General features: G+C 62.4%; 25 protein-coding genes, 1 pseudogene and 1 riboswitch. Of the genes and pseudogenes, 16 read left to right on the top strand and 10 right to left on the bottom strand.

Going from position 1 to position 26,765, the window contains the following annotated elements:
- The first annotated feature begins 50 nt into the window (after positions 1 to 50).
- From VG99_RS14855 to VG99_RS14825, 7 genes are all read left to right on the top strand, one after another.
- A complete protein-coding gene (locus VG99_RS14855; RefSeq protein WP_044501229.1) occupies positions 51 to 290 on the top strand; it encodes an exodeoxyribonuclease VII small subunit in 240 nt (79 codons plus the stop codon).
- Complete coding sequence (locus tag VG99_RS14850; RefSeq protein ID WP_044501228.1) at positions 287 to 1,174, top strand: polyprenyl synthetase family protein; 888 nt, start codon at positions 287 to 289, stop codon at positions 1,172 to 1,174. The genes VG99_RS14855 and VG99_RS14850 overlap by 4 nt, the downstream gene beginning before the upstream one ends.
- 109 nt (positions 1,175 to 1,283) lie before the next feature.
- Positions 1,284 to 3,176 (top strand): 1-deoxy-D-xylulose-5-phosphate synthase, encoded by a 1,893-nt coding sequence (gene dxs / locus VG99_RS14845; RefSeq protein ID WP_044501227.1) that lies wholly within the window; start codon positions 1,284 to 1,286, stop codon positions 3,174 to 3,176.
- Between the two features lie 66 nt (positions 3,177 to 3,242).
- Positions 3,243 to 3,448, top strand: a riboswitch (cobalamin riboswitch).
- 134 nt (positions 3,449 to 3,582) lie between these two features.
- Positions 3,583 to 5,433 carry a TonB-dependent receptor plug domain-containing protein gene (locus VG99_RS14840; RefSeq protein ID WP_044501226.1) on the top strand — a complete coding sequence of 617 codons (1,851 nt, stop codon included), beginning with the start codon at positions 3,583 to 3,585 and terminating at the stop codon, positions 5,431 to 5,433.
- A gap of 160 nt (positions 5,434 to 5,593) precedes the next feature.
- The gene (locus VG99_RS14835; protein WP_044501225.1) at positions 5,594 to 7,033 is read left to right on the top strand and encodes a Wadjet anti-phage system protein JetA family protein; all 1,440 of its coding nucleotides are present in this window, start codon (positions 5,594 to 5,596) and stop codon (positions 7,031 to 7,033) included.
- The gene (locus VG99_RS14830) at positions 7,026 to 7,706 is read left to right on the top strand and encodes a DUF4194 domain-containing protein (protein WP_044501224.1); all 681 of its coding nucleotides are present in this window, start codon (positions 7,026 to 7,028) and stop codon (positions 7,704 to 7,706) included. The genes VG99_RS14835 and VG99_RS14830 overlap by 8 nt, the downstream gene beginning before the upstream one ends.
- Before the next feature lie 2 nt (positions 7,707 to 7,708).
- Entirely contained in the window at positions 7,709 to 11,338 is a 3,630-nt protein-coding gene (locus tag VG99_RS14825) for an ATP-binding protein (RefSeq protein ID WP_044501223.1), read from the top strand.
- Between the two features lie 133 nt (positions 11,339 to 11,471).
- Here the strand turns inward: VG99_RS14825 and VG99_RS14820 are convergent, their stop codons facing one another.
- The 10 genes from VG99_RS14820 to nrdR form a co-directional block, all read right to left on the bottom strand.
- Positions 11,472 to 11,897: a hypothetical protein gene (locus VG99_RS14820; protein WP_044501222.1), complete on the bottom strand. Its 426-nt coding sequence runs from the start codon at positions 11,895 to 11,897 to the stop codon at positions 11,472 to 11,474.
- Positions 11,897 to 12,508 carry a GTP cyclohydrolase II gene (gene ribA / locus VG99_RS14815; RefSeq protein ID WP_044501221.1) on the bottom strand — a complete coding sequence of 204 codons (612 nt, stop codon included), beginning with the start codon at positions 12,506 to 12,508 and terminating at the stop codon, positions 11,897 to 11,899. Before ribA ends, VG99_RS14820 begins: the two co-directional genes overlap by 1 nt.
- An 84-nt stretch (positions 12,509 to 12,592) precedes the next feature.
- A complete protein-coding gene (locus VG99_RS14810) occupies positions 12,593 to 13,087 on the bottom strand; it encodes a phosphatidylglycerophosphatase A family protein (protein ID WP_420848282.1) in 495 nt (164 codons plus the stop codon).
- Positions 13,080 to 14,060 carry a thiamine-phosphate kinase gene (gene thiL / locus VG99_RS14805; protein WP_044501686.1) on the bottom strand — a complete coding sequence of 327 codons (981 nt, stop codon included), beginning with the start codon at positions 14,058 to 14,060 and terminating at the stop codon, positions 13,080 to 13,082. The genes VG99_RS14810 and thiL overlap by 8 nt, the downstream gene beginning before the upstream one ends.
- 25 nt (positions 14,061 to 14,085) lie before the next feature.
- Positions 14,086 to 14,520 (bottom strand): transcription antitermination factor NusB, encoded by a 435-nt coding sequence (gene nusB, locus VG99_RS14800; RefSeq protein WP_082050106.1) that lies wholly within the window; start codon positions 14,518 to 14,520, stop codon positions 14,086 to 14,088.
- Between the two features lie 54 nt (positions 14,521 to 14,574).
- A complete protein-coding gene (gene ribH / locus VG99_RS14795; RefSeq protein WP_044501218.1) occupies positions 14,575 to 15,051 on the bottom strand; it encodes a 6,7-dimethyl-8-ribityllumazine synthase in 477 nt (158 codons plus the stop codon).
- A gap of 58 nt (positions 15,052 to 15,109) precedes the next feature.
- Complete coding sequence (gene ribBA, locus VG99_RS14790) at positions 15,110 to 16,204, bottom strand: bifunctional 3,4-dihydroxy-2-butanone-4-phosphate synthase/GTP cyclohydrolase II (protein WP_044501217.1); 1,095 nt, start codon at positions 16,202 to 16,204, stop codon at positions 15,110 to 15,112.
- Positions 16,205 to 16,226: 22 nt separating this feature from the next.
- A complete protein-coding gene (locus tag VG99_RS14785) occupies positions 16,227 to 16,892 on the bottom strand; it encodes a riboflavin synthase (protein WP_044501216.1) in 666 nt (221 codons plus the stop codon).
- A 191-nt stretch (positions 16,893 to 17,083) separates the two neighbouring features.
- Complete coding sequence (gene ribD, locus VG99_RS14780) at positions 17,084 to 18,208, bottom strand: bifunctional diaminohydroxyphosphoribosylaminopyrimidine deaminase/5-amino-6-(5-phosphoribosylamino)uracil reductase RibD (RefSeq protein WP_044501215.1); 1,125 nt, start codon at positions 18,206 to 18,208, stop codon at positions 17,084 to 17,086.
- Positions 18,201 to 18,674, bottom strand: a complete 474-nt coding sequence (gene nrdR / locus VG99_RS14775; RefSeq protein WP_044501214.1) for a transcriptional regulator NrdR — start codon at positions 18,672 to 18,674, stop codon at positions 18,201 to 18,203. Before nrdR ends, ribD begins: the two co-directional genes overlap by 8 nt.
- Before the next feature lie 164 nt (positions 18,675 to 18,838).
- Here nrdR and VG99_RS14770 point away from each other — a divergent pair, with 164 nt between their 5' ends.
- From VG99_RS14770 to VG99_RS14730, 9 genes and pseudogenes are all read left to right on the top strand, one after another.
- Positions 18,839 to 19,504, top strand: a complete 666-nt coding sequence (locus tag VG99_RS14770; RefSeq protein ID WP_044501213.1) for a class I SAM-dependent methyltransferase — start codon at positions 18,839 to 18,841, stop codon at positions 19,502 to 19,504.
- Positions 19,505 to 19,558: 54 nt separating this feature from the next.
- Positions 19,559 to 19,903 (top strand): annotated as a pseudogene (trxA, locus tag VG99_RS14765) (thioredoxin); the annotation flags it as partial.
- A 270-nt stretch (positions 19,904 to 20,173) separates the two neighbouring features.
- Positions 20,174 to 21,304 carry a 7,8-didemethyl-8-hydroxy-5-deazariboflavin synthase CofG gene (gene cofG, locus VG99_RS14760; protein ID WP_052508826.1) on the top strand — a complete coding sequence of 377 codons (1,131 nt, stop codon included), beginning with the start codon at positions 20,174 to 20,176 and terminating at the stop codon, positions 21,302 to 21,304.
- 10 nt (positions 21,305 to 21,314) lie between these two features.
- A complete protein-coding gene (gene cofH, locus VG99_RS14755) occupies positions 21,315 to 22,541 on the top strand; it encodes a 5-amino-6-(D-ribitylamino)uracil--L-tyrosine 4-hydroxyphenyl transferase CofH (protein WP_052508825.1) in 1,227 nt (408 codons plus the stop codon).
- The gene (gene cofD / locus VG99_RS14750) at positions 22,538 to 23,509 is read left to right on the top strand and encodes a 2-phospho-L-lactate transferase (RefSeq protein WP_044501212.1); all 972 of its coding nucleotides are present in this window, start codon (positions 22,538 to 22,540) and stop codon (positions 23,507 to 23,509) included. The genes cofH and cofD overlap by 4 nt, the downstream gene beginning before the upstream one ends.
- Positions 23,503 to 24,198 (top strand): 2-phospho-L-lactate guanylyltransferase, encoded by a 696-nt coding sequence (gene cofC, locus VG99_RS14745; RefSeq protein WP_052508824.1) that lies wholly within the window; start codon positions 23,503 to 23,505, stop codon positions 24,196 to 24,198. The genes cofD and cofC overlap by 7 nt, the downstream gene beginning before the upstream one ends.
- Complete coding sequence (gene cofE / locus VG99_RS14740) at positions 24,192 to 24,974, top strand: coenzyme F420-0:L-glutamate ligase (protein ID WP_044501211.1); 783 nt, start codon at positions 24,192 to 24,194, stop codon at positions 24,972 to 24,974. The genes cofC and cofE overlap by 7 nt, the downstream gene beginning before the upstream one ends.
- The gene (gene npdG / locus VG99_RS14735) at positions 24,971 to 25,639 is read left to right on the top strand and encodes an NADPH-dependent F420 reductase (RefSeq protein WP_044501210.1); all 669 of its coding nucleotides are present in this window, start codon (positions 24,971 to 24,973) and stop codon (positions 25,637 to 25,639) included. The genes cofE and npdG overlap by 4 nt, the downstream gene beginning before the upstream one ends.
- 37 nt (positions 25,640 to 25,676) lie before the next feature.
- Entirely contained in the window at positions 25,677 to 26,681 is a 1,005-nt protein-coding gene (locus VG99_RS14730; protein WP_044501209.1) for a TIGR03842 family LLM class F420-dependent oxidoreductase, read from the top strand.
- The last annotated feature ends 84 nt before the right edge of the window (positions 26,682 to 26,765 follow it).

The following is a 26,765-nucleotide window of genomic DNA, read 5'->3' as shown; positions in this document are numbered from 1 at the left end:
GTAATGTTCAGCGGTTTTCCCATCTTCATCGCAACCGAGGTAGCTGCCCCATGGCCCGAAAAAAAACTGCAGTCGATTTCGAGCAATCGCTGGGCGCCTTGCAAACCCTGGTTGAGCGGTTGGAAAGCGGCGACCTCAGCCTGGAGGAGTCGCTCAGCGCCTTCGAGCAGGGCGTGGCCCTGACCCGCGAGTGCCAGCAAGCGCTGACCCAGGCTGAACAGAAAGTTGCGCAACTGCTGGAGCAGGACGGCCAGCTCACCACCGCGCCTTTCGATGGAGAGGTGGAATGACTCCTTTCGAAGACTATCTCAAGGCCTGCCAGCAGCGCATCGACGCCTATCTGGAGCAGCAGTTCGACAACCAGCACCCGGGGCTGGAGCGGCTCTACGCCGCCATGCGCTACAGTGTCACCGGCGGCGGCAAGCGGGTACGCCCGATGCTGGCCTACGCCAGCTGCGAGGCCTTCGGTGTTACCGAGACGGCAGTAGACGTCGCCGCCGGGGCGGTAGAACTCATCCATGCCTATTCGCTGATCCACGATGACCTGCCGGCCATGGACGACGACGACTTGCGCCGCGGGCGCCCGACCTGCCATCGCGCCTTCGACGAGGCCACCGCCATCCTGGCGGGCGACGCCCTGCAGGCGCTGGCTTTCGAATGGATCAGCAGCGAAGGCAGCTGGCAGGCACAGACCCGTCTGCGCATGACCGCCTTGCTGGCGCGCGCCGCCGGCCCCCAGGGCATGGTCGGTGGTCAGGCCATCGACCTGGCCGCGGTGGGCACCCAGCTGGACCAGAGCGCCCTCGCGGATATGCACCAGCACAAGACCGGCGCCCTGATCCGCGCCGCGGTGCAACTGGGTGCCCTGGCCGCCGAACGCGCCGACGCCACCCAACTGGCCACCCTGGAACAATATGCCAGCTGCATCGGCCTGGCCTTCCAGGTGCAGGACGACATCATCGATGTCGAGAGCGATACCAGTGTGTCGGGCAAGCAGCAGGGCGCCGACAGCGCCCGGGACAAGCCGACCTACCCCGCCATCCTCGGGTTGGACGGTGCCCATGCCCTGGCCCGCTCCCTGTGTGACGAGGCGATCGCCACGCTGGAGCCCTTCGGGGCAGATGCCGAGCGCCTGCGCCAGGTGGCCCGCTATATAGTGGAACGGCAATTCTGAGCACCCGTTCCCACCGCGCGGCGCCACCGGAGTTGGGCTATCGACCCTCATCGGTTAAACTGCGCCCTTGTTTCCTGCCGCAGCCCTGCGGCACCCAGAGCCTTGTTTGATGCCTAGCACTTTCCACGACATACCCCGCGAGCGTCCCAGCACCCCGCTGCTGGACAGCATCGACACCATAGACAGGCTGCGCGAGCTTGACGAAGCACAGCTGCCTGACCTGGCGGACGAATTGCGCCTGTTCCTGTTGTGGACGGTCGGCCAGACCGGCGGTCACTTCGGTGCCGGGCTCGGCGTGATCGAGCTTACCGTTGCCTTGCACTACATCTACCAGACCCCGGAAGACCGGCTGCTCTGGGATGTGGGGCACCAGGCCTATCCGCACAAGATTCTCACCGGCCGCCGCGAGCAGATGGCTACCTTGCGCCAGAAGAATGGCCTCTCGGCCTTCCCGCGGCGCAGTGAAAGCCCCTTCGACACCTTCGGCGTCGGCCACTCCAGCACCACGATCAGTGCTGGCCTGGGCATGGCCATCGCCTCCCGCCTGCAGGGCCTGGACCGGCGTACGGTTGCCGTCATTGGCGATGGCGCCATGACCGCCGGCATGGCGTTCGAAGCACTCAACCATGCCGGCGAGGTCGATGCCGACATGCTGGTGGTGCTCAACGACAACGACATGTCGATTTCCCACAACGTCGGCGGACTGTCCAATTACCTGGCCAAGATCCTCTCCAGCCGCACCTATGCGCACATGCGCGAGGGCAGCAAGAAGGTCCTGTCGAAGATCCCGCCCGCCTGGGAACTGGCGCGCAAGACCGAAGAGACGGCCAAGGCCATGCTCGCCCCCGGCGTGCTGTTCGAAGAGCTGGGCTGGAACTACATCGGCCCGATCGACGGCCATGACCTGCCAACCCTGATTACCACGCTGCGCAACATGCGCCAGCTGAAGGGGCCGCAGTTCCTGCATGTGGTCACCCGCAAGGGCAAGGGCTTCTCCCCGGCCGAAGCCGATCCCATCGGCTACCACGCCATCACCAAGCTGGAACCCAAGCCCAGCAGCGGCGGCGCGAGCAAACCGAAATACTCCAACGTGTTCGGCCAGTGGCTGTGCGACATGGCCGAAGCCGATGCGCGGCTGGTGGGCATTACCCCGGCGATGAAGGAAGGCTCCGACCTGATCGCCTTCAGCGAGCGTTTCCCGCGGCGCTATTTCGATGTAGCCATCGCCGAGCAGCATGCGGTCACCCTGGCTGCAGGCATGGCCTGCGAAGGCGCCAAGCCGGTGGTGGCGATCTATTCGACTTTCCTGCAGCGCGCCTACGATCAGTTGATCCATGACGTTGCCGTCCAAGACCTGGATGTGCTGTTTGCCATCGATCGCGCCGGTCTGGTCGGCGAAGATGGCCCGACCCACGCCGGCAGCTTCGACCTGAGCTACCTGCGCTGCATCCCCAACATGCTGATCATGGCCCCGGCGGACGAAAACGAAACCCGGCAGATGCTCACCACCGGCTTTTTGCACAATGGCCCCGCCGCCGTGCGCTACCCCCGCGGCACCGGACCGGGTGTGCCGGTTGATCCGGTATTGGAACCACTCCCCATCGGCAAGGGCGTGATTACGCGCCAGGGCAGTCGGGTCGCCATCCTCAGTTTCGGCGCCCTGCACGCCAATGCCATGGCCGCCGCCGAGCAACTGGACGCCACGGTAGCCAACATGCGCTTCGTCAAACCGCTGGATACCGCACTGCTGCGACAATTGGCCGGCAATCACGAGCTGCTGGTCACCGTCGAGGAAAACGCCATCATGGGTGGCGCCGGCAGCGCGGTGAACGAATGGCTGCTGGCCCAGGGTATCCAGATTCCGGTACTCAACCTGGGGCTGCCCGACATCTATGTCGAACATGACAAGCCCGCCAATATGCTGGCCGAGTGCGGTCTGGATGCTGCCGGTATCGAGCACGCCATCCGCCAGCGACTGCCAGCCCAGTCCAGCCCTCAATAACGCGTCGGGAACTGCCCCTCGTCGGGCAGCTTCCCTTGACCGGCCCCCGATGAATCCTTAGAGTGCCTGCACCCAAACGTCCAGGGTACCCACAGCGCCAAGCGCCTGAGGGTGAAACGGGAAGTCGGTGCAAACCCGACGCTGCCCCCGCAACGGTAAGGAATCGCAGGCACCACGCCTGCAGGTAGGGTCATTGCCACTGTGCGCATGCATGGGAAGGCGACACTATCTGTATTCCGAGCCCGGAGACCGGCCCTGGACGCCAGCCTGACACTGCCCCGCAGTGCGGGCGAGCTGAGGTGTCGCGGAGGGCGTCACCGGTCAGCATGGCTGTCCGTGCCGTACCCGGACGCCATCCACTGACTCCCCGCCCTCCTCAAAAGAAGACTTTTGAGGATTTCCAGTAATGAAATTTACCCCCCTGGCCATCGCTGCCGGCCTGACCGTCGCCAGTCACAGCCTGGCGCAGACCTCCATCGAAGATTCGTTGCAGCTCGATGATCACGTCATCACCGGCTCACGTTTCGCCCAGCAGAGCGCCAGCGTCACCAACGCCCATACGGTCTTCACTCGCAGTGACATCGAGGGCCTGCAGGCCCGCAGCGTGCAGGACCTGTTGACCCGGGTACCCGGCGTCCAGGTGCGCATGAGCGGCGGTATCCCCACCTACAACCTGCGCGGCACCAACTCCAACCAGACCTTGGTGCTGGTGGATGGCCAGCGGCTGGCCGGCGCCAATGATGGTATTGCCCGCATCGACTTCCTGAATATCGACAATATCGAACGGGTGGAAGTGGTCCGGGGCCCCCGCGCCTCGGTGTACGGTGCCGACGCCCTCGGTGGCGTGATCCAGATCTTTACCCGCCAGGGCGAAGCCGGGCTGCACCCGGAAGTGCGCCTGGCGGCCGGCACCGATGACACCTTCGAGCGCCAGGCGCTGCTGCGCGGCGGCAATGAGGCAACCCGCTTCAGTCTCGGCGCCAGCCTCAACGAATCGGCGGCGGTCAACTACACCACCGATGGCGTGGGGCGCGACCGGGACGACGACCTGCAGCGCAGCAAGGGTCTGTTCCTGCGGGTCGATCACCGCTTCGATGAGCGCATCAAGGCCGGGCTCAACATCAATGACCAGCGCGGTGTCCAGCATTACGACGATGCCTATGACCTGCCCCCCGGCAATCCACGCAACCAGTTTCGCCAGAGCGCCTACAGCGCCTATTTGGAAGCGGCCGTGACCGACCGTTTGAGCAGCCGGCTGGAAGCCGGCCGAAGCTCGACGCGGATCAAGGCAATCGGTGCAGCGCAGCCCTGGAACCGCAACAGCAATGAAACCGAACGCGATTCGCTGTCCTGGCTCAACCTGTTCCGCCTGTCCGACAACCAGAGCCTGACACTGGCGGCCGACTGGTACGAGGACCAGCTGGAATCCGACCAGAGCTACACGGAAACCTCCCGGCACAATCGCGGCCTGTTTGCCCAGTACCAGACCCGCATCGACCAGTTCGGTATCGAGCTGGGCCTGCGGCATGACGACAACGAGCATTTCGGCCGCGAGAACAGCGGCAACCTGGCCCTGAGCTGGTTCCAGTCGCCCGCCAGCCAGTGGACCCTCAGCTACGCCCAGGCCTACCGGGCGCCCACCTTCAACGACCTGTATCACCTGGGCTGGGGCGGCAACCCCGAGCTGCAACCGGAAACCGCCCGCGCCGCCGAGCTGCAATGGCGCGGCCAGGTGGCTGATACCGAATTGCAACTGTCGGTCTACCGTAACGACATCGATGACATGATCGCCGCCGATAGTACGTGGACGCTGCAGAACGTCGACCAGGTGCGGATCCATGGTTTTGAAGCCAGCGCCCAGCAGCATTGGGGCAACCTCAGCGGCGCGGTGAATCTGAGCTTGCTGGATCCCCGGGACCGTGGCACCGGCAAGACCCTCAGCCACCGCGCCAAACGCCAGCTGAGTACGGACCTGGATTACCGCCGCGGCGATGTGAGCGTCGGCGCCACCTGGCGGGTACTCAGCCAGCGTTACGCCGATGCCAGCAATGACACCACCCTGGCCGGTTATGGCACCATCGACTTGCGCAGCAGCTGGTCCATCAGCCCCGAGCTGCGCCTGGAGCTGCAGCTCACCAACCTGCTCGATCGGGAATACCACACCGGCGCCTACCAACGCAGCTGGCCAACCAATGAGTTCTACGGTGAGATGGGGCGCCAGGCACTTGTCGCCGTCAGCTGGACCCCGCAGCTTTAGCACACTTGCGCCCTTGGACCGCTTGGGTCCAGGGGCGCAAGTGAACGTGGGCTAGCACTGTAAATCCGCACGACAACCGTCACATCACTCGGCAACAAAACGCCTTTCCCCCAGCGCATGCGGCATAATACCCGGCTGATTCACCAGCTCCGGACGCCCCATGTTCTTTACCGATCAGCGCCTGCAGTTCTTCAAGCCACTGACCAGCAAATACCGCGAACAGATCGTCGAATGCCTGCGCCTGCTGCACGAACGCCTGTACAGCGCCAGCGCCGATTACGGCGAGTCGCTCAAGCGCGAACAGGTGCTAGATATCTTCTGCGAGGCACTGGAGCGGGCGCCGCTGCTCGATGGCGACGACGATGAGCAGGGCCGCTTCCGCACTAACCGTGAACAGGCCGGCTGGGTTCTCACCAACCTGATCGATTACGGCTGGCTCGAGCGTCAGGTGGACCAGGCCACCTTCCAGTCCACCTACCCCTTCAGCCGCCTCGGCCGCCTGTTTACCCAATCGCTCACCGAAGCGGCCGGCCACAGCGTACGGACGCGGCATCGCAACACCCGCAATACCCTGAACGCCCTGACCGCCTTTGCCGAGCATGCCGAAGTCTATGATCTGCTCGATGCTTACGAGTATTCCGAGCGCATCATCGCCGACTTCACCGACATCATTGCCGAGCTGGAAGAGCGCAAGCGCCAGCTGGTGCGTGAGGTCGAAGCCCAGCAACTGGTGCAGCAGGCCAGCGACCAGTTCTTTGACTTCATGGAGCGGCGCTTCCAGCCCGACGTTTCCGTCCGGCTCTCCGCCGACAGCGTGGAGAAACACCGCGACCGCATCCACGAAGTACTACGGCGCATCCGGCATAAACCCCGGGAATGGAAGGCCCAGGCCGAACGGGAGCTGCGCCGCCTGGCGCCTGATCTGATTGTCGATGACCGCGCTTCGGTACTCTGGCAACTGCTCGACACCATCGACAACCGCCTGCGCAATGCCTCGGAAATCATGCTGCCGGCCCTGCGCCGCACCCTGCAGAGCTTTACCAAGCGCGCCGACATTCTCATTCGTCAATTGAGCTATCTGCAGAGCCAGCAGCACAACGATATGGTCGGCCTGTGCCGCGACCTCAGCCAGCTCGATGCAGCCGCCTATGAGCAGCGTCTGTCCGCTGCCGGCGAGGCCATGGCGCGTATCCGCCTGGAACTGATCGACCCCGCCCAGGTACGCCTGCGTGAACGCCAGCAGCGCCAGCCGGTACACAGCCAGATGGAAGACCCCGGCCAGCCGGATGACCAGACCCTGCGCTCGCTGGCCGTTACCCAACTGCTGGAGCGCGCCTTCCATATCAACGCCAGCGGTATGCGCGACTACCTGCGCAGCGCCCTGGGCGACGGCCGCCGCATTGACAGCCGCGACCTGCCGATCCGCGACGCCAGCGATCTGCTCGCCGTCAGCCATGTCATTGCCCTGGGCAGTGCCGACCAGGCCGCGGCCGGCTTTCGCGTGAAGATCGAGCCCACCGGCCAGCCGGTTACCGACGACACCTACTTCAACCGCCGCGACGGATTCATCATCGAATTGGAACAAGATAGCCATGCGTGACGCCCTGGAAAACCAACTGCAGCAATACGGCGTGAGCGCCGACGACTTTTCCGACCTGATGATCCGGCTGCTTGATCGTGGCGTGCTGTGCCGTGACGAAAGTAAACGCGAAACCGAACTCTATGACCGCTTCCTCCAGGTGCAACCGCTGGTCGAGGATTACCTGTGGGTGCTGCGCATTCGGCTGCTCCACGAGACCCGCTTCAATATGGTGCGCATCTTCCCGCCGGGCGCGGAAGTGCCTGGCCTGGCCGACAGCGATGAGAGCTTCAACAGCGGCCTGCGGGAACGCCTGAGCCAGCAGGAAGTTTCCCTGGTGCTGGTGCTGCGCGCCGAGTATGACAAGGCTCTGCGCGACGGGCAGGTGGATGAGCTGGGGCAGGTGATGCTGTCACTGGAAGCGCTAAGCCTGAGCCATCGCAACCTGCTGGGCCGCCCGCTGCCGGAACAGGCCAGTGAACGCGAAGCCCTGCTGCGGCGCATGCGCCAACTACGGCTGATCCGCAGCCCAGGCGAAGGCACCCTGGAGGACGGTGAAGGTTGGCTGATCATTCGCCCGGGCATCATCAGTCTGGTGACGGATGCCGCCCTCAGCCAACTGGCCGGCGGCGTGGCAATGGATAAAGCAGACCCTCTGGACGAACCCGTTGATCACCTCGAAGGAGGCCACTGAGCATGTACCTGAAACGCTCGATTACCGCCAATTGGGGCAACCTGCCCGTTGAAGAGATGGAGTACGGCCCGATCAACCTGTTCTCCGGCGGCAACGGCTCCGGCAAGACCACCGCCGCCGACGCATTGCAGACGCTGATGACTGCCGCCCACGATAACCTGTTCAACTACAACCCGGGCCAGGACGAAACCACCCAGCGCGGCCGCGGCGGCAAGCAGGTGCGCACCCTCGCCTCCTACGTGCTCGGGTGTGACGATGGCGCCTTCGCCCGTCCCTGGACCACCGATGGCTATATTGCCGGGGTCTTCCACCCGACCCTGGGGGAAACCGCCGAGCCCTTCACTGCCGTCATCGGCGTGCGCGCGCACCTGGACACCGCTGGCAGCAGCCGTCAGGCCCGCCAGGATGAACTGCTGTTGATGATTGTGCCCGGCGAAATGCTGTCGCTCAGCGACTTTGTCCGCGACGCGGAAGACGGTCGCCACGTCATCCCCTTGACCGAACTTCCCGCCCTGCTGCGCAAGCAGTTCGGCACTCAGGGAGTGGAGACCTACGACCGCAAGAGTGCCTACCTGGCTCGCCTGTATGGCGCCCTACGCGGCAAGGGTGAAGCGGTCTCGGTTCGTGAAGCGAAGAATGCGGCGCGCACCTTCGCCAACTTCATGGCCTACAAGCCGGTGCGCTCGATCGATCAGTTCGTCGCCGGTGAAGTACTGGAAGCCCGCGAGTTCGGCGATACCATCAAGCGCATCCGCGACCTGCTGCGGACCGTCCATGGCATGGAGCAGGAAGCGGCGCGGGTCCGTGGCGCTGTCGGCCTGCTGGAGCAAGCCCGCCAGCTGACCGAGGATTACCAGAACAGCTGGCTGGAACGCACCGGGCTGGACTACGCCGCTGCCGCACAGAACTGGCAGCAAAATCGCAAGCAATACGTGGTTGCCAAGAACCAGCAGCAGGAGCTGCAGGCGCGCATCGAAGACCTGAGCGCCGAACAGCAGCTCAACGATGAGCGCACCCAGCAGGCCCACCGCGACCTGGTCCAATTGGAGGCGCGCCGTCAGGGTATTCCCGCCTTGCAGGGCAAGGACGAGCTGGAAAGCCGTCAGCGGCAGCTCGGCACGCGGCTGCGCCAGGGTGTCGCACCACTGCTGGAACAGGCGCACCAGCGGGATGTAAACCTGGAAGCCGTGCGTACCATCCAGCATCTGGTCGCTACCGGCGTGGGCGGGGAAATCCCCGAACTGACTACCCATAACTGGAAGACCCTGGCTAACGAAGTGCTGGCCGCCGAGCAGCAGCCGGTGGCGGAACTGCACCAGTTGCTGTCCAACGACTGGATCGACCTGAGCCCGCTGCACAAGGGTTTGGACAATGTGCGCCAACAACAGCAAAGCCATAACCGGCTGGCTACCCTGCTCGCCCAACCCGGGACCGACGGCATCAGCCTGACCCAGCGGGTGGATCGGCTGAACCAGGAACGGGCTAACGCCCGGGCCAACCTCGAACGCCAGATCACCGCCAGCGAACGCCAGATCAGTGCCCTCCAGCAAAGCCGGGTAACCTACCCAGCCTATGTCGAGGAAGCGCTGGCAGCCATCCGCCAGCAATGCCCCGAAGCAGACCCACGGGTGCTGTGTGATCACGTGGAGGTCACCGACCCCGAATGGCAGATGTCCATCGAAGGTTACCTGGGCGGCTCTCGCTACGGCATTCTGGTGGAGCCGGACCATGAGGCCGAGGCTATCCGCATCGTTCGCCAGCTCAGCGCCCGGGACCGCAACCGGGCGCGGGTGATTCAGGGCAACAAGGCCCGGCAGGACGCCGAGCGAATCAGCCTGCCGCCGGATTCGGTGGTACATGTGCTGCGTTTCAGCCACCGGGTAGCCGAGCATTATGTACGCGCCTCCTATGCCAACCTGGTACGGGTCGACAGTGCCGAAGGTCTGCGTCAAACCCGGCGTGGCATCACCCGTGAGGGCATGGGCTCAGGCAACTATTCCATGTTCCGCTGTGATATTGATGACAGCCAGCTGGTCTTCGGCGCGGCAGCCCGCGAGCGCAGCCTGCGCGCCCAGCAGAAACAACTCGATGAGCTGTTGGCACAGCGCCATGCCCAGCGCCAGCTCGGTGAAAATCTGCAACACTTGGCAGCTGCATTCCAGCGCATCAAGCCGCTGGACTACGTTAACCAGGCCAGCCAACTACTGGAGCACCGCCAGCAGCTGCACGACATCGAGCAACAGTTGGCCAGCCTGGACCTGAGCGCCTTCCAGGATGTGGAGCAGGAGCTGCACCGGGTCACAGAACGCCACGCTGACTGGGTGACGCGCCAGAGTGAGCTGCAGAACGAGCTCGGCGGCCTGAACGTTCAGCTGAACCAGATCAATCAGCGCATCCGTACCCTCTCCGACCAGGGCGATACCCTCCAGGACCAGCGTGACGAGGCCGAGCAGTTCCTGCTCAACGCCGCCGCCCGGGTCAGTGGCCTGGATCCGCAGCAGCGGCTGACCCAGATTGATGAGATGCTGACCCGCGCCAGCGATGACTTCGACTTCGCCGCCGACGCCAAGAGTTTGACCGACAGCCTGTATCAACTGGCCGTGGCGCTGGACCGCAGCATCAAGGAGTACAATCAGCAGGCCCAGCCCGCCGACAACCTGCTGCACGACACCGGTGCCGCGGTGCATAGCCTGGACTTCTTCACCCATATCTGTAGCCTGCGCCTGCAGCTGGACAACCTGCACAACCGGCTACGCAATAACGTGCTGCTGGAAAAGCAGGAACAGTTGATCAAGCTGCGCGATAGCTTCAACACCACCTTCATCAGTGACCTCTGCCATGAGATCCACCAGGCCATCAATGACGGCGGGCGCACCCTGGACGGCTTGAACAGCGAGCTGCAGCACCACCGTTTCGGTGCTGACCGCGAAAGCTTCCAGTTCGAATGGAGCTGGGTACCGGAGTACAAGGAGTACTGGGAGTTCTTCCGCGAGGTGACCCAGATGCCCAATCTTGGCGATGGCGCCAGCTTGTTCGATGCCACCCTGTCAGGCAAGGGCGCTGCAATACGCGACCAATTGCTCGGGTTACTACTCGATGGCGACGAGCAACAGGCGTTACGGGAACTGGAGCGGATCAGCGATTACCGGCGTTACCGCCGCTATGACATCCTCAAGCATCCTGAAGGCAAGGCACCGATCCGGCTCAGTGAATACGGCACCGGCTCCGGCGGCCAGCTGGAAACCCCGGCCTACATCATTCGCGCCGCTGCCGTGACCAGCGCCTTCCGCTTCAATGAAGGCGACAGCCATCTGCGCATGGTCATCGTTGACGAAGCCTTCATGCACATGGACGAAACCCGCTCGCGGGAGGTGATCAACTACCTGACCGAAACCCTGGGCCTGCAGCTGATCTTCATCATGCCCACCAGCAAGGCCGGCCCGTTCCTGGAACTGATCAGCAACCAGTTCGTGTTCAGCAAGGTGCCCAGTGCCCGCCCGGTGGGCGAACTCAATACCCGGGTGTTGCTCGACCGCCAGCAGCTCAACCGCGAGCGCATCACCGAGCTGTGGGCCAACCACCGCCGGGTGATTCGCCAGCAGGGGGCGCTGGATTTCATGGAGATGGTGTAAGACGAGGCGCCGCTCCCGCAACGGGGCGGCGCATGGGGAGCCGGCTTAGGGTAGCGGCGTGGATCCGGCAGGAGCCCGCCTTGGGGCGATGCCGACCGAAGGTCGGCATGGACTTACCCCAAAACGCCTGACATCAACCGAAACGCGCGCTCGGTGGCCGATACAACAACATCGCCCCCTGGCTGGCCAACACCAGCAGAATCAGCGGAGTCAGCTCCAGGGTACAGACGTAGTGCAGCATGCCCACCCAGCCGGGCAGTTTGGCGTGGGTCAGGCCCAGCAGCTGCTGGTGGTGCAATCGGGTCCAGGCTTTTTCCGCATCGGGTGCCGCCTGCTGGGCATCGGCTTCGATGACCGCCTGGCGGAAGTGGCGAAAGCGCCAGACGCTCAGCAGCAGTGTCAGCAACCCGGCGATGAACAGCGGCAAGGCCACTTCCGGGTAGGCGCCCTGGCGATCATGGAAAAACCAGACCACTGCGATCGGCAGGATCAGCGACGCCAGACACTGCATCCGCCAGTTTCGCCGCATGGCCTGCCAATGGGGGCGGGTATCGAACATCATTCTGCCTCGGCCTGATGGATGGTGCCAAGCAGATGCCCGAGCTTGCCGGCCTTGGTGACCAGATAATTGCGGTTGTACGGGTTGAGGCCGGTTTTCAGCGGCAGGCGCTCGGCCACAGTGATGCCGAAATCTTCCAGCGCCTTGACCTTGCGCGGGTTGTTGGTCAGCAGCTTGAGACTGGAGATACCCAGGTGCGCCAGCATGGGTCGGCAGATGCCGTAGTCGCGCTGGTCCGCGCCGAAGCCGAGCAGTTCGTTGGCTTCCACGGTATCGGCGCCGCCGTCCTGCAGGTGGTAGGCACGGATCTTGTTCATCAGGCCGATACCCCGGCCCTCCTGCCGCAGATACAGCAGCGCGCCGCGGCCCTCTTCGGCGATCGCCTTGAGCGCCGCCTCCAACTGGAAGCCACAGTCGCAACGCAGGCTGAACAACGCGTCGCCGGTCAGGCATTCGGAGTGCAGACGCCCGAGCACCGGCTGGCCGTCGCTTACGTCGCCCATGGTCAGTACCACGTGCTCCTTGCCGGTACCGGGCTCAAGGAAGCCGTGCATGGTAAAAATGCCCCACTGGGTGGGCAATTGGGATGACGCAACAAAGGTGACTGGCACGCTGTCTCCTGTACGACCACGCTGATATGAAGGGCCGTTATCTTAACAGCACATGGGCCCTGCAGTCAGCGCCGATGTGCCTTCTCAGGTCAGACCGGGAATGGCCGCCAGTGCCAGCAGCACCAGCAGTGCCATGGCACCGGCGAGAATGTCGTCGAGCATGATGCCCAACCCGCCGCTGACCCGGCGATCCGCCCAGCCAATCGGCCAGGGCTTCCAGATATCAAACAGACGGAACAGGAGAAAGCCGATCACCAGCCACCACCAGCCGGGCGGCGCCAGCCAGAGGGTGATCCAGACGCCGACGAACTCATCCCAGACAATGCCGCCGTGGTCGTGCACACCGAGGTCCGCGGCGGTCCGATGACACAACCAGATACCCAGCAGGGTGCTGAAAACCAGCACCAGCGTATAACCGCCGGGGGGCAGTTGCTGCCAGAGCAGCACAAAGGGCAGCGCTACCAGCGAGCCCCAGGTACCCGGCGCCTTGGGCATGGCACCGCTGCCAAAGCCGAAGGCCAGAAAGTGGATGGGGTTGCGCCATACCGATGCCGGGGTGGGCTCGCGGGGTTCAGCCATGCTTGGATTCCTCGAAATGTTGATAGCCGCCAGCGCCGGTAACCGCCTGGCCGTCCAGCCAAACCCCGTCGCCGACGGTTATCTCGCCAATCACGCTGACCGACCAGCCCTGCTCCGCCCACTGCGGCAGCAAGGCGGCCTGCGCCGGCGGCAGGGTAAACAACAGTACGTAATCATCACCGCCGCTCAGCATCCAGTCCAGTTGCTGGGCCGCCGGCCAGGCTTGCAGGGCTGGCGAAGACGGCAGCGCGGCACGGCGCAGTTGCACGGCCACCCCGCTAGCGCGAGCAAGATGGGCAGCGTCCTGCAGCAGCCCATCGGATATATCCATCCCGGCAGTGGCAACCCCAGCCAGCGCCGCGCCCAGCTCACACTGGGCCCGGGGCCGCCAGAAACGGTTGAGCAGGTAGTTGCGCGCCGCCTCGGTCAGGCTCCCGGGCAGCTCCTGCCCAAGCACCACCGCCAGGCCCGCGGCCCCGTCGCCCAACGGGCCGCCGACACACAGCAGATCACCGGGGCGCGCACCGGCGCGGCGCAGTGCGCGCCCCGATACTGCCTCACCATAGACGGTAATGCCGATATTCAGCGGGCCGCGGGTGGTATCGCCGCCAATCAGGCTGATGCGATGATCGGCGGCGCAGGCGGCCAGTCCGTCGGAAAAACCCTGCAACCAGCCATCGTCCACCGCTGGCAAAGTCAACGCCAGGGTGAAGCCCACCGGGGTGGCCGCCATGGCCGCCAGATCACTCACGGCAACCGCCAGGGCACGATAGCCAAGGTCAGCGGGGGAATAGGGTTCGGGAAAGTGAACGCCCTGCACCAGACTGTCCGTGGAGATAACCCATTGACAGCCCGGCGTGGGGTCCAGCAGGGCGGCATCGTCACCGATGCCAAGGGCCACCTTCGCCTGCCCGCCCGCCCGTTCCAGCGCCTGGCGCTGAAAGTAACGGCCGATCAATCCGAATTCGCCCAGCGGCATGGCTGCCTCCTGCCGTGGCTCAGCGCCCCTGACGGGACGCATTCACCTCGACGCTGCGTAGGCGCGGCGCCAATTTATCGAGGATGCCATTGATGTACTTGTGTCCATCGGTGGCACCGAAGACCTTGGCCATCTCGATACCCTCGTTGATGACCACCTTGTAGGGCACATCAACACGCTGGGTCATCTCGAAGACGCCAATACGCAAAATGGCCAGCTCGATGGGATCAACTTCGGCTACCGAACGGTCGAGTACCTGCCGCAGCTGTTCGTCGATCTCGTCCAGATGGGCCGGCACGCCATGCAGCAGTTCCCGAAAATAGCCACTGTCGGCGCTATCGAAATCGTACTCGGGATCGCTGCGCAGTTGCGCTTCGATGTCGGTCAACGATTGACCGGCCATCTGCCAGGAGTACAGCGCCTGCAAGGCCAGGCTGCGCGCCTTGCGCCGCATGGCGCTGCGCGACTGGCCGCCGGAACGCTTGGGTTTTGCGTCGTGATCAGCCACTCAGGCCTCCAGCTGCTTGATGACGCTGACCATTTCGATTGCCGAGAGGGCGGCTTCCGCGCCCTTGTTACCTGCCTTGGTACCGGAACGTTCGATGGCCTGCTCGATGCTGTCGACAGTCAATACGCCAAATGCCACCGGAATACCCGACTCCAGCGATACTGCGCCGACGCCCTTGACGCATTCGCCAGCAACATATTCGAAGTGGGGAGTGCCGCCACGGATAACCGCACCCAGGGTGATGATGGCGTCGTATTGCTTGAGATCAGCAACCTTGCGCACCATCAGCGGAATTTCAAAGGCACCGGGAACCCGGACGATAGTGATGTCGGATTCCTTGACCCCGTGGCGCTTGAGGGTGTCGACAGCGCCGTCGACCAGGCTTTCAACGACAAAGCTGTTGAAGCGGCCGACAACCAGGGCGTAGCGACCCTGTGCAGCGACGAAGTCGCCTTCGATGGTACGGATAGCAGTCATATCAATCTCTCTTAAAGAACCGGCGGGGCTCGCTGGCGCCGCCGTCAATCCAATGCGTTTATTCGCAGGGCAGGTATTCTACTACTTCCAGGTCGAAGCCGGATATGGCATTGAACTTCATCGGCATCGACAGCAGGCGCATCTTGCGCACACCCAGGTCACGCAGGATCTGCGAACCGGCCCCTACGGTATTGTAGGTGGCGGGGCGGCGCGCTGCCGGCTCATCGCCGGTCATCTGCTGTACATGGCGTAGCAGCTCGTCGCCTTCCATCTGGTTGCCCAGCAGCAGCACCACGCCGTTGCCCTGTTCCGCCAGCTTGGCCATCGCGGCACGCAGGCTCCAGCGGCCCGGTTGCTTGACCATGAACAGGTCACGCAGCGGGTCCATGTTATGCACCCGCACCAGGGTCGGTTCTTCCGGCTCAATCTCGCCCAGGGTCAGGGCCAGATGCACGGCGTTTTCCAGACTGTCCTTGTAGGTCACCAGGTTGAAGGTGCCCAGCTCGGTATCCAGCGGCTGCTCGGACACCCGCTGCACGGTGCGTTCATTGAGCAGGCGGTAATGGATCAGGTCGGCAATGGTGCCGATCTTCAGGCCATGTTCTTCGGCGAAGGCTTCCAGTTCGGGGCGGCGGGCCATGCTGCCGTCCTCGTTCATGATTTCGCAGATCACCCCGGACTCGCCAAAGCCACCCATACGCGCCAGATCACAGGCGGCTTCGGTATGGCCGGCGCGGGCCAGTACGCCACCGGGCTGGGCCATCAGCGGGAAGATATGACCGGGGCTGACGATATCCTCGGCCACCGCATCCGGCGCGGCGGCCGCCTGCACGGTGCGCGCGCGGTCGGCGGCGGAGATGCCGGTGGAGACGCCTTCGGCGGCCTCGATGGACACGGTGAACTTGGTACCAAAACCCGAGCCGTTGCGCTGCACCATCAGCGGCAATTTCAAGCGCTCGCAGCGCTCCAGGCTCATCGGCATACAGATCAGGCCACGGCCATAACGGGCCATGAAGTTGATGTCCTCGGCGCGGCAGGCTTCCGCGGCCATGATCAGGTCGCCTTCGTTTTCGCGGTCTTCGTCATCCATGAGGATGACCATCTTGCCGGCGCGGATATCTTCAATCAGTTCTTCAACAGTATTCAGTTTCATGCGGCCCTCCCGGGCACGGAAATCAGGACTTCAAAAAGCCGTTTTCAGCGAGAAAGGCCATGCTGATGCCCGTGGCGGTACCGGGCTCGGCCGCCTTGTCACCCAGCAACAGGCGCTCCAGGTAGCGGGCGATGACATCGACCTCGAGATTCACCGGGCGGCCCGGTTGGTAGTCGCCCATCACGGTTTCCTGCAGGGTGTGGGGGACGATGTTCAGGTCGAAGATGGCGCCATCCACCCCGTTGACCGTCAGGCTGGTGCCGTCCACCGTGATCGAGCCCTTTTCAGCGATATAGCGGGCCAGCGCAGCGGGCGCCTCGATACGAAAGCGTACCGAGCGCGCTTCCTCGGTGCGGGACAGCACCTTGCCGACGCCGTCGACGTGGCCGCTGACCAGGTGGCCGCCCAGGCGCGTGGTGGCGGTCAGGGCCTTTTCCAGGTTCACCCGGCTGCCAACGGCCAGCTCGGTGAAGGCGCTACGGCGCATGGTTTCCTGGCTGACATCAGCCCAGAAGCCATCGCCCGGCAGCTCCACGACGGTCAGGCAGACGCCGTTGACGGCGATGCTGTCGCCCAGTTTGACGTCGGCCAGATCCAGCTTGCCGGTCTTCACCTGGACCCGCACATCACCGCTGCGCGGCTGCAGGTTGTGGATCTGTCCCACTGCTTCGATTATCCCGGTAAACATGATTGCCTCGATTACATGTGCATTGTGCCGCACCGGTCAGCCCTGGGGGCGGGATACCGACGGCGGACCAATTATAAGCAGGGAACCCCTCCCACCGACAGCACAAGTCGGCCCGACTGCCCGGTGACGGGAATTCTGGTATGGCTGGACGGCGGAGACGAAGACCAGCACGCCGGTGTTGGGCGCGCCTGTCAGCGCTGGGCGGGACGCGCGGTAATCCGCCAGTCGCGGCCGACCGCGCGCATGTCGGTCACGTCCAGATCCAGGGCTTCGGCCATCTGATCGAAGGGCAGCTCCAGTAACGGGCGCGCCCGGCTACCCAGCAGCCGCGGCGCCATATACAGGATCAGCTCATCCACCAGGCCAGCGCGCCAGAAGGCGCCGGCCAGCGCCGCGCCGGACTCGACCAGCACCTCATTGCAGCCGCGCCGACCAAGCTCCTGCAGCAGCGCGGCGAGATCGACCCGTCCCGCCTCGCCGGGCAGTGCCAGCAGCTCGACATTGCTCTGCAGGTACTGCGCGCGCTGCTGCTGCGGATCGGCGCACACCACCAGCACGGGGCCGGCTTCGCGGAACAGGCGCTGGTGCAGCGGCACCCGCAAGCGGCCATCGATCAGCACTCGCAGCGGCTGCCGGGCCGCCGCGGCCTCGGCCAGCGACGGTTCCAGGCCCAGCTCCGCCGGCCGCACCGTCAGTGCAGAATCGTCCAGCAGCACGCTGTCAGCACCGGTGATGACCGCCCCGCTACGCGCACGCCAGCGCTGCACATCAGCCCGCGCCTGGGGCCCGGTAATCCATTGGCTTTCGCCGCTGGCCATGGCGGTACGCCCATCCATGCTCATCGCCAGCTTCAGCCGCACCCAGGGCAGCCCCTGCTGCATGCGCTTGATGAAGCCCGGATTGAGCTCCCGCGCCTCGGCTTCCAGTATCCCGCAGTCCACCTCGATACCGGCAGCGCGCAGCCGCGCCAGCCCCTGGCCGGCGACCTGCGGGTTGGGGTCCTGCATGGCGGCCACCACCCGGCTGACGCCCGCATCGATCAGCGCGTTGGCGCAGGGCGGCGTCTTGCCGAAGTGGCTGCAAGGTTCCAGGGTGACATAGGCCGTGGCGCCGCGGGCTCGATTACCGGCCTGGGCCAGGGCATTCACTTCCGCATGCCCTTCGCCGGCGCGTATGTGCCAACCTTCCCCAACGATATCGCCGTCACGCACCAGCACGCAGCCCACCCGTGGGTTCGGCTCGGTCGTGTACAGGCCCCGGGCGGCCAGTTCGATGGCCCGCGCCATGAAGCCCCGGTCAAACCGCTGCTCAGGCATCCCCGGCTCCCGGCTCGCCCCGGGACAGCCGGTCAATCTCTTCCCGGAACTGATTGAGGTCCTGGAACCGCCGATACACCGAAGCGAAACGGATATAGGCCACTTCATCCAGCTGCTTGAGCTCATTCATGACCATCTCGCCCACGACCATGGCCTTGATCTCGCGCTCACCGGTGGCCCGCAGCTGGTGCTTGATACGGCCCAATGCCGCCTCGATCTGCTCGACGCTGACTGGCCGCTTCTCCAGCGCGCGCAGCAGGCCGGCTCGCAGCTTCTCTTCATCGAAGGGCTGGCGGCGGCCGTCCTGCTTGATGATGCGGGGTAGCACCAGCTCGGCGGTCTCGAAGGTGGTAAAACGTTCCTGACAGGCCAGGCACTCCCGACGGCGACGCACCTGGCCGCCATCCGCCACGAGTCTGGAGTCGATTACCTTGGTGTCATTGGCGCCACAAAAGGGACAATACATATGCGCATCCGATGCTGGTCTGATAGCCGCGGCACGCAGCCATGCTGGGTTGATCAAAGATCCCTAGCATACTCGCTGGTCCTGGGTTATTAAAGTAAGCCCGGATTCACCGGCACGGCGGATGCGGCTACAATCCAGGCCCTTCTTTGCCACGGTAATCCGCCATGCCTGTTCCTGGCTCCCTTGACGATCTGCACCGGTTTTTGCAGGAAACATTGTCGGACGCCCGACTGCTGGCCACGCCCCTGCCGGGGGTGCCCGAATTGCAACTGTGGCTACTCGATCCGGCCAATCTTGATCGCGCCTTTTCCAGTGACGAAACCCGCCGGCTACTGGAAACCCCGCCCTATTGGGGCTTCTGCTGGGGCAGCGGGCTGGCCCTGGCGCGCTGGGTGCTTGACCATCCGGAGCAGGTCCGGGGCAAGCGCGTGCTGGATTTCGGCGCTGGCTCGGGCGTGGTCGCGTTGGCCTGCAGTGCAGCAGGCGCCAGCCGCAGTATCGCCTGCGATCTCGACCATCCCGCGCGCCTGGCCAGCGCCCTGAATGCCGATCTCAATGGGCTGGCGGTGGAACTGGCAGCGGATTACTTTACGGTGACGGGCGAACTCGACCTGATCCTTGCCGCCGACGTGCTCTACGACCGCGACAACCACGGCTTTCTCGACCACTTCCTCGACCGCGCCGATCAAGTGCTGGTGGCCGACTCCCGGGTGCGCAACCTGCAGCATCCCCGCTATCCCAAGATCGCAACCCTCAGCGGGCAGACCTGCCCCGACCTGGGCGAACCATTGGACTTCAGACAAGTCTCGCTGTATCGGGCCACGACTTGATAAGCCCATCGCCCCGCCCTATATATGAGGCCATGCCAACCAATCGGGAGCGCCATGAACCAGCCAAGCATATTCGACGTCACGGCGGAGACCTTCGATCAGTTGGTGCGCGACGCATCGGCTGAGCGGCCGGTACTGGTGGATTTCTGGGCGCCCTGGTGCGCGCCGTGCAAGGCGCTGCTGCCGATGCTGACTGCCATCACCGAGAGCCACACAGGCCAAGTGCTGCTGGCCAAGGTCGATTGCGACGAGCAACCGGCCCTGGTGGAGCGCTTCGGTATCCGCAGCCTGCCGACGGTGGTGCTGTTTCGCCATGGCCAGCCGGTGGATGGCTTTGCCGGCATCCAGCCGGCGAGCATGATCAAGGACATGCTGGCACCTTATGTAGATGCACCAGCTAATTAGCGATTAACCACCCTCTCCTTCCTGCAATTCCCCCTGCGGGTCATCTGCTACGCCGCTTTTGGCCGTTATCCGCGCACCAACTTAGTGCACTTAAAAGAGCAAACATGCATGCTAGAGCCTTCGACTCCTTCCGCTAAATATTAATTCGAATTCTTGTCAATAAAAGTTTGACCATTCGGCAAAACATGACCTAATCTAATTTTACCGACTGGTAAAACCAGACCTAAAGACTCCACAAGAAAAATAACGGAGGCAGTGGTCAGCATGTTGACCCGTTCACAGGCACTAGCGCTTGAAAGAGCGCCCGACAGCGAATTCATTGAACTGTCCAAACAAGCAGCCAGCATTCGAGATTTACATTGGGGCCGTGCCTTAAGTTATTCGCGCGCTGTTTTCGTTCCGCTTACCAACATGTGCCGTGACGATTGCGGTTATTGCACTTTTGTACAAAAACCCGGGTCACCTAATGCGCGCCTGATGACTCCTGCTGAGGTCATGCAAATTGTTCGTGATGGCGAACGCATGGGGTGCAAGGAGGTGTTGTTCAGTTTGGGAGAAAAACCCGAACTACGTTATCCAGAGGCCCAGGCAGCGCTGGCCCGACAAGGGCATACCAGCATGATCAGCTATCTCGCTGAGATATGCGCCATGGTATTGAGTGAAAGCAACATGCTTCCCCATGTGAATGCGGGCACGCTCTCGGAGGCGGACATCAGGCTTCTCAAGCCCCATAGCGTAAGCATGGGCATGATGCTGGAAAATGTCAGCCGCCGTCTGATTGCCAAGGGTGGCGCCCATTATGCCTGTCCCGATAAGGTGCCGGTGCAGCGTATTCGAACCCTGGATCGGGCTGGCCGTCTCGGTGTTCCCTTCACTACTGGCATCCTGATCGGCATAGGTGAAACCTGGGCAGAACGCGTGGATAGCCTGTTGACGATCAATAATCTGCATCGTGAGCATGGCCATATTCAGGAAGTCATCGTACAGAACTTCCGGGCCAAGCCCGGCACTGCAATGGCCAACCATCCCGAGCCAAGCTTGGACGATATGGTCCGCACCCTGGTACTTGCACGGTTACTACTGGAGCCGTCCATCAGTTTGCAAGCGCCACCCAATCTGGAAGCCCGATTCGCCTCCTATATAGCAGCGGGGATTAACGATTGGGGCGGTGTCTCTCCCTTGACCATCGACCACATCAATCCGGAACGCGCCTGGCCCCAGATAGAAGCGCTGCGCCGTGCGACGGCAGAGTGTGGCTACGGCTTACAGGAGCGACTTGCGGTATATCCGAGCTACCTCGAACGCCCCCAGCATTTCTTTGCTGGCGATATTGCTCCCCGGTTATCTGCCATCGCCCGCCCCGACGGTCTGGCTTTACAACAGTGCCTGTCATGAGGAACTCCCAATGAACATACAAGTATCAGGGAAAATTGCATTACATGAGCCGGTTAAGGAACTGTATCAACCAGGCGTAGGCACAACAGTACGGCATATTCTTGAGAGTGTATTAGCGGGCCGGGAACTTGATGAAGCGGATGCCATTATCTTATTCGGGACCGAAGGTGCAGAGTTAAATGCATTAACCGCCTGCGCTGATCAACTCCGGCGTGCCACTGTCGGCGACACGGTGACCTTCGTAATCAACCGCAATATCAATTACACCAATGTATGTTACATGGGGTGCCGTTTCTGCAGCTTCGCCAAACGCAAAAATGATCCCGAGGCGGAGTTCTTTGATCTTGATGAAATTGTCGCCCGTGCTCAGGAAGCCTGGGACCGCGGCGCCACCGAGGTATGCATTCAGGGTGGACTGCATCCCGATATTCCCGGCCATTTCTACCGCGATATGCTCAAAGCGATCAAGGCCAGACTGCCGGACATGCACATCCATGCCTTCTCACCTTTTGAAGTCTGGTTCGGCGCCCGCAAAAGCAAAATGTCCTACGCCGACTTCATCCAAGACCTGATCGATCACGGGCTGGGCTCGATGCCGGGCACCGCAGCTGAGATCCTCGACACTACCATCCGCAAGCAACTGACCCGCGACAAGCTGACTACGGAACAATGGGTGGAGATTGTCAAAACGGCCCATCAGCTAGGCCTGCCTACTACCTCAACCATCATGTACGGCCATATTGATGGACCGGAACATTGGGCCGCCCATTTAGCCTTGCTACGCGATATTCAGAAAGAGACAGGCGGCTTCACCGAATTTGTGCCATTGGGGTTCATCCATCACAAGACGCCCCTTTATCTGGAGCAACCCGGAGTAAGGCCCGGCCCGACGCGGGCGGAGCATATCCGCATGCATGCCATCGCCAGGCTCATGCTCAATGGCTGGATTGATAACATCCAGGCGTCCTGGGTCAAGCTGGGGCCGGAGCTGGCTCAACAAATGCTCTCCGCGGGGGTGAATGACCTGGGCGGTACCCTCATGAACGAAAGTATCTCCCGGGCGGCCGGCGCTGAACATGGCCAGGAGATGCGTCCTGACAGCTTTATCCAGATCATGCGCAACATGGGGCGTCAGCCGGTCCGGCGCAACACGCTGTATCACCACCTTACCACCTATGACAGCCCCGAACTGGTCCCTGTCGTGCAGCTGCCCCTTGTCGCCGGAGGCCAGCAATGAGCAGCCTTTACCCGCGTATCACATTGCTCGCTGGCGGAGTCGGCGGCGCCAAGCTCGCGCTTGGCCTGGCGACTATTTGTGAGCCCGGTCAGCTCAGCATCATCGGTAATGTCGCTGATGACCAGGAGTTTCATGGGCTTTGGGTGTCCCCGGATATAGACACACTGACCTATACCCTGGCCGGTCAGATCGACACCGAAAAAGGCTGGGGGCTGGCAGATGAAAGCAACCGTGTACTGGATAATCTCAAACGCCTGGGCTGCGATAGCTGGATGTATCTGGGCGATCGAGATCTGGCCACCCATATCCTGCGCACCCAATTACGCCAGCAGGGTGTTCGGCCCAGCATTATTGCCCAGCGCATCGCGGAATCCTTTCGCGTGCACAGCAATATCATTCTGCCAACCGATGATCGCCTGCAAACCCGGATTAGAACGCCCCAGGGGTGGCTGTCATTCCAGGAATATTTTGTTCGCGAACAATGTCAGCCCGAGATCCTGGAGATCCAACTCGAGGGCCGGGAGCGTGCCAAGGCAACACCGGAGGCGCTCGCAGCCATTCGGGAGGCAGATATCCTGATCATTGCACCCAGCAATCCGATTGTCAGTATTGGCCCGATTCTGGCCGTGCCTGGGCTGGGCCAGGCATTTGCCCTGTCCAACGCCGTCAAAGTCGCCGTCTCACCGCTCATTGGGGGCGCCGCGGTCAAGGGCCCCGCCGCCCACATGCTGCGCGCCTGTGGTTATAGCTGCACCAATCTCGGCATTGCCGATTGTTATACCGACCTGATCGACGGGATGGTCATTGACCATCAAGACCAGTCAGAGGCCGAAGCCCTGAAACAGCTGGGTCTCAACGTCATGGTCACCCAGACCTTGATGCAGCATACCGCCGAGAAGGTACGCCTGGCTCGCGAACTGTTGCGCTTTGCCCAAGACCAGGCCACTGCGGAGAAATTGGCATGCTGATGAAAACTCTGGTGGTCATCCCAGTGAAGGATTTTGCTGACGCCAAGTCCCGGTTGGAGCCCGTGCTTGGGCGCCAGCGGCGGGCCGCGCTGGCTCGCTGGCTGTGCGAGCGCACCTTGAAGTTCTTCCGCGACCAGATGCCTGATCAGGATGTGCTGGTGGTCACGGCCTGCGAAACCATTGCCCAGCTGGCCAGCAGTTACGGTGCAACGGTGTTACGCGAATGTTATCCGAGGGGGCTGTCAGCAGCGGCGCAACTGGCAGCCGAGTGGAGCTACGCGCAGGGCTACGACTCGCAACTGCTGATCCCTGCAGATATCGCCGAACTGGATGAAACCGAACTACGTACATTGATCAATCACCCCCGGCCCGTGCCTTCGGTACTGATCAGCCCTGCACATGACCGCGGCACCAATGCCTTGCTGAGCACCCCGCCGAATGTCATGCCCTTTCATTTCGGTCCTCATTCAAGTGACCAGCATTGGCAAGCAGCGCACCGCAGAGGTATTACCTGCAGCCTGATACACCTGAGCAAGCTGCGCTTTGACATTGATACACCGGATGACTTTTCCAACCTGGTTATTCGGTCCAGCGAGCCGACCGGCGAAGCCTCCACCGCACGCCGGGAACTGCAATCAGGCTCGCTACTAGCGCTTCGGACGACGCACACTCAGGAGGCGGTATGTTAAACCACTCTCAACAACTCACCATGACCGCTCTGACCGGCATCGCCGATATCCGGCCCGGCGATGACCTGGCCGACATCTTGGTCAAGGCGATTAGCCACAACCATATCGCGCTGAATGATGGCGACATCTTGGTGATCGCCCACAAAGTGGTCTCCAAGGCAGAGGGTCAGGTGGTTTCCCTCGGGACGATTGAACCCCGCGAAGAAGCTCGAGAACTGGCGGCACAACTGAATAAGGATCCGCGCAAAATCGAAGTCATTCTGCGCGAGTCTCGCCGTCTGGTACGCACCTTCAAGCATCCCCAACAAGCCGAAGGCATTCTGATTGCCGAGCATCGCCTGGGCTTTATCTGCGCCAATGCGGCGGTAGATGAATCCAATGTGGGCGAGGAAAACACGGTCATTCTGCTCCCCAAGGATCCGGACTACAGTGCCCGAAAAATCTGCGCGGCGCTCGAGGAAGCTTTTGCAGTGCGCCTGGGCGTGGTGATCACCGACACCTTTGGCCGGCCTTGGCGCATGGGCTTGGTCAACGTCGCCATCGGGCTGGCCAATGTACCCGCCCAAGTCAGCCTGATCGGTGAGCACGACGCTTTCGGGCGAGCGCTCGCCGTTACCGTTCCAGCTCTGGCCGATGAAATAGCTGCCGCGTCGGGCTTGCTGATGAGCAAAAACGGCAAAACACCCGCGATTCTTTTTCAAGGCGTGGATTGGGAACCCGCCCCTAGCTCGGCAACTGACCTGATAAGACCACAAAAAGAGGACGTTTTCCGATGACAATTGCAATTCTAGGTGGTACCGGTCCGCAGGGCCGAGGACTGGCGTTACGTTGGGCTGGTGCTGGCGTGCCGGTGGTGATTGGCTCCCGCGATGCTGAGCGGGCCAACGCCGCAGCGCAAGAGCTCAAGACGCTACTGCCCGCCTCGGCCGCGCCTATTCGGGGTATGGATATCCGTGACGCCGTGGGTGCAGCCGACAAGACCGTCATTTTGGCCGTGCCCTATGCCGCCCATGACGCCACATTGGACTCCATTGCCGACTTGCTGCAAGACAAGATCCTGGTCGACATTGTTGTGCCCCTGGCGGAAGGTAACCCTCGTGCGATTGCCATGCCCCCAGCCGGTTCGGCTACGGAAGCAGCCCAGCAGTTGCTGGGGGAGGCTATTCCCGTTGTTGGCGCACTGCATAACGTGTCCGCGACAACCTTGAATAATCTCGACCACTCCATCAACTGCGACATATTGGTCTGCGGTGACAACGTGTCAGCCAAGGATCAAGTTATCGAACTCATCAGCAGGATGGGTGTAACCGCCTATGACTGCGGCCCGGCATCCAACGCCCGCTGTATCGAGGCCATCACCCCCATCTTGATCCGTTTGAATATCTCAAAGAAGGTCCCCTTCAGTCACGCGGGAATCCGCATCTGGGCGCCTGGCGCCTAACGTAGCAACAAGTACCTACCGACACAGGAGAATAACAATGGAATTCGGTATTTGCTTTAAAGGGTTCGTCAGCCCCGAACGGGCTCGTAATCTGGTCAAACAGGCCGAAGAGGCCGGCTTCGCCTATTGCTGGTTTTATGACTCGCATATTCTTTGGCGAGAATGTTACCCCGCGATCGCCATGTGCATGGAGCACACCAAGACAATGCGTTTTGCGCCGTGTGTCACCAACCCCAACGCCCGAGACTGGTCGTTGGCTGCCAGCCTGTTTGGCAGTCTCGCCAAGCAGAGCGGCGGCCGCTTTGATATCGGCCTGGGCCGCGGTGACAGTTCGGTAAGGGTAATGGGCAAGAAGCCCGCTTCGCTGGCTCGCGTGGCTGAATTCACCACCAAGGTCAAAGCCATGATCCGGGGTGAGGAAGTGATGTACGGCGAATGCCCTGAACCGGTCAAATTTCCCTGGGCCGATGGCTACGAATTGCCTGTCCACATCGGAGCATACGGTCCCATGGCGTTAAAAACCGCCGGGGAAGTGGGCGATGGCGTGATTTTGCAGATCGGCGAGCCGAGTATCGTCAAGTGGCTGGCCGAGCAAAGCATCACTGCGGGCAAAGAAGCCGGCCGCAACATGGACAATTACAAGGTGATCGTCGCTGCCCCCGCTTACTTCGGCAGTCGGGAGCAGTGTATCGAGGCCACCAAATGGTTCCCGGCCATGGTCGGCAACCACGTCGCCGACATCGTTGAAAAATATGGTACCGACAGCGGCACCGTGCCCTCCAGCCTGACCGACTATATCGAGAAGCGTAAGGGTTACGATTATTCCAAGCACGGCCAGAGCGATAATCCTTTCCTCGACTTCATCACCCCGGACATTGTGGAAAGCTTCTGCGTGCTCGGTGAAGCCGACCAACATGTCAGCAAGCTCAATGAGCTGAAAGCAGCCGGAACGACACAATTCAACATCTATCTCGACAATGGCGATGAGGAAAACATCATCGCGCAGTACGGCGAACACATCATCCCCAAATTCCGGACCTGAGCTGACACCGGTGGCGCCTGCGCCACCGGTTGGCAAAAACCTGCGCTCTCGGTCTAGCCGGGCGCCTGCAACCCGGTAAGGACT

Source organism: Pseudomonas saudimassiliensis, assembly GCF_000939975.1.
GTDB classification, from domain to species: domain Bacteria; phylum Pseudomonadota; class Gammaproteobacteria; order Pseudomonadales; family Pseudomonadaceae; genus Halopseudomonas; species Halopseudomonas saudimassiliensis.
This window is presented reverse-complemented; position numbering and strand designations above follow the sequence as displayed.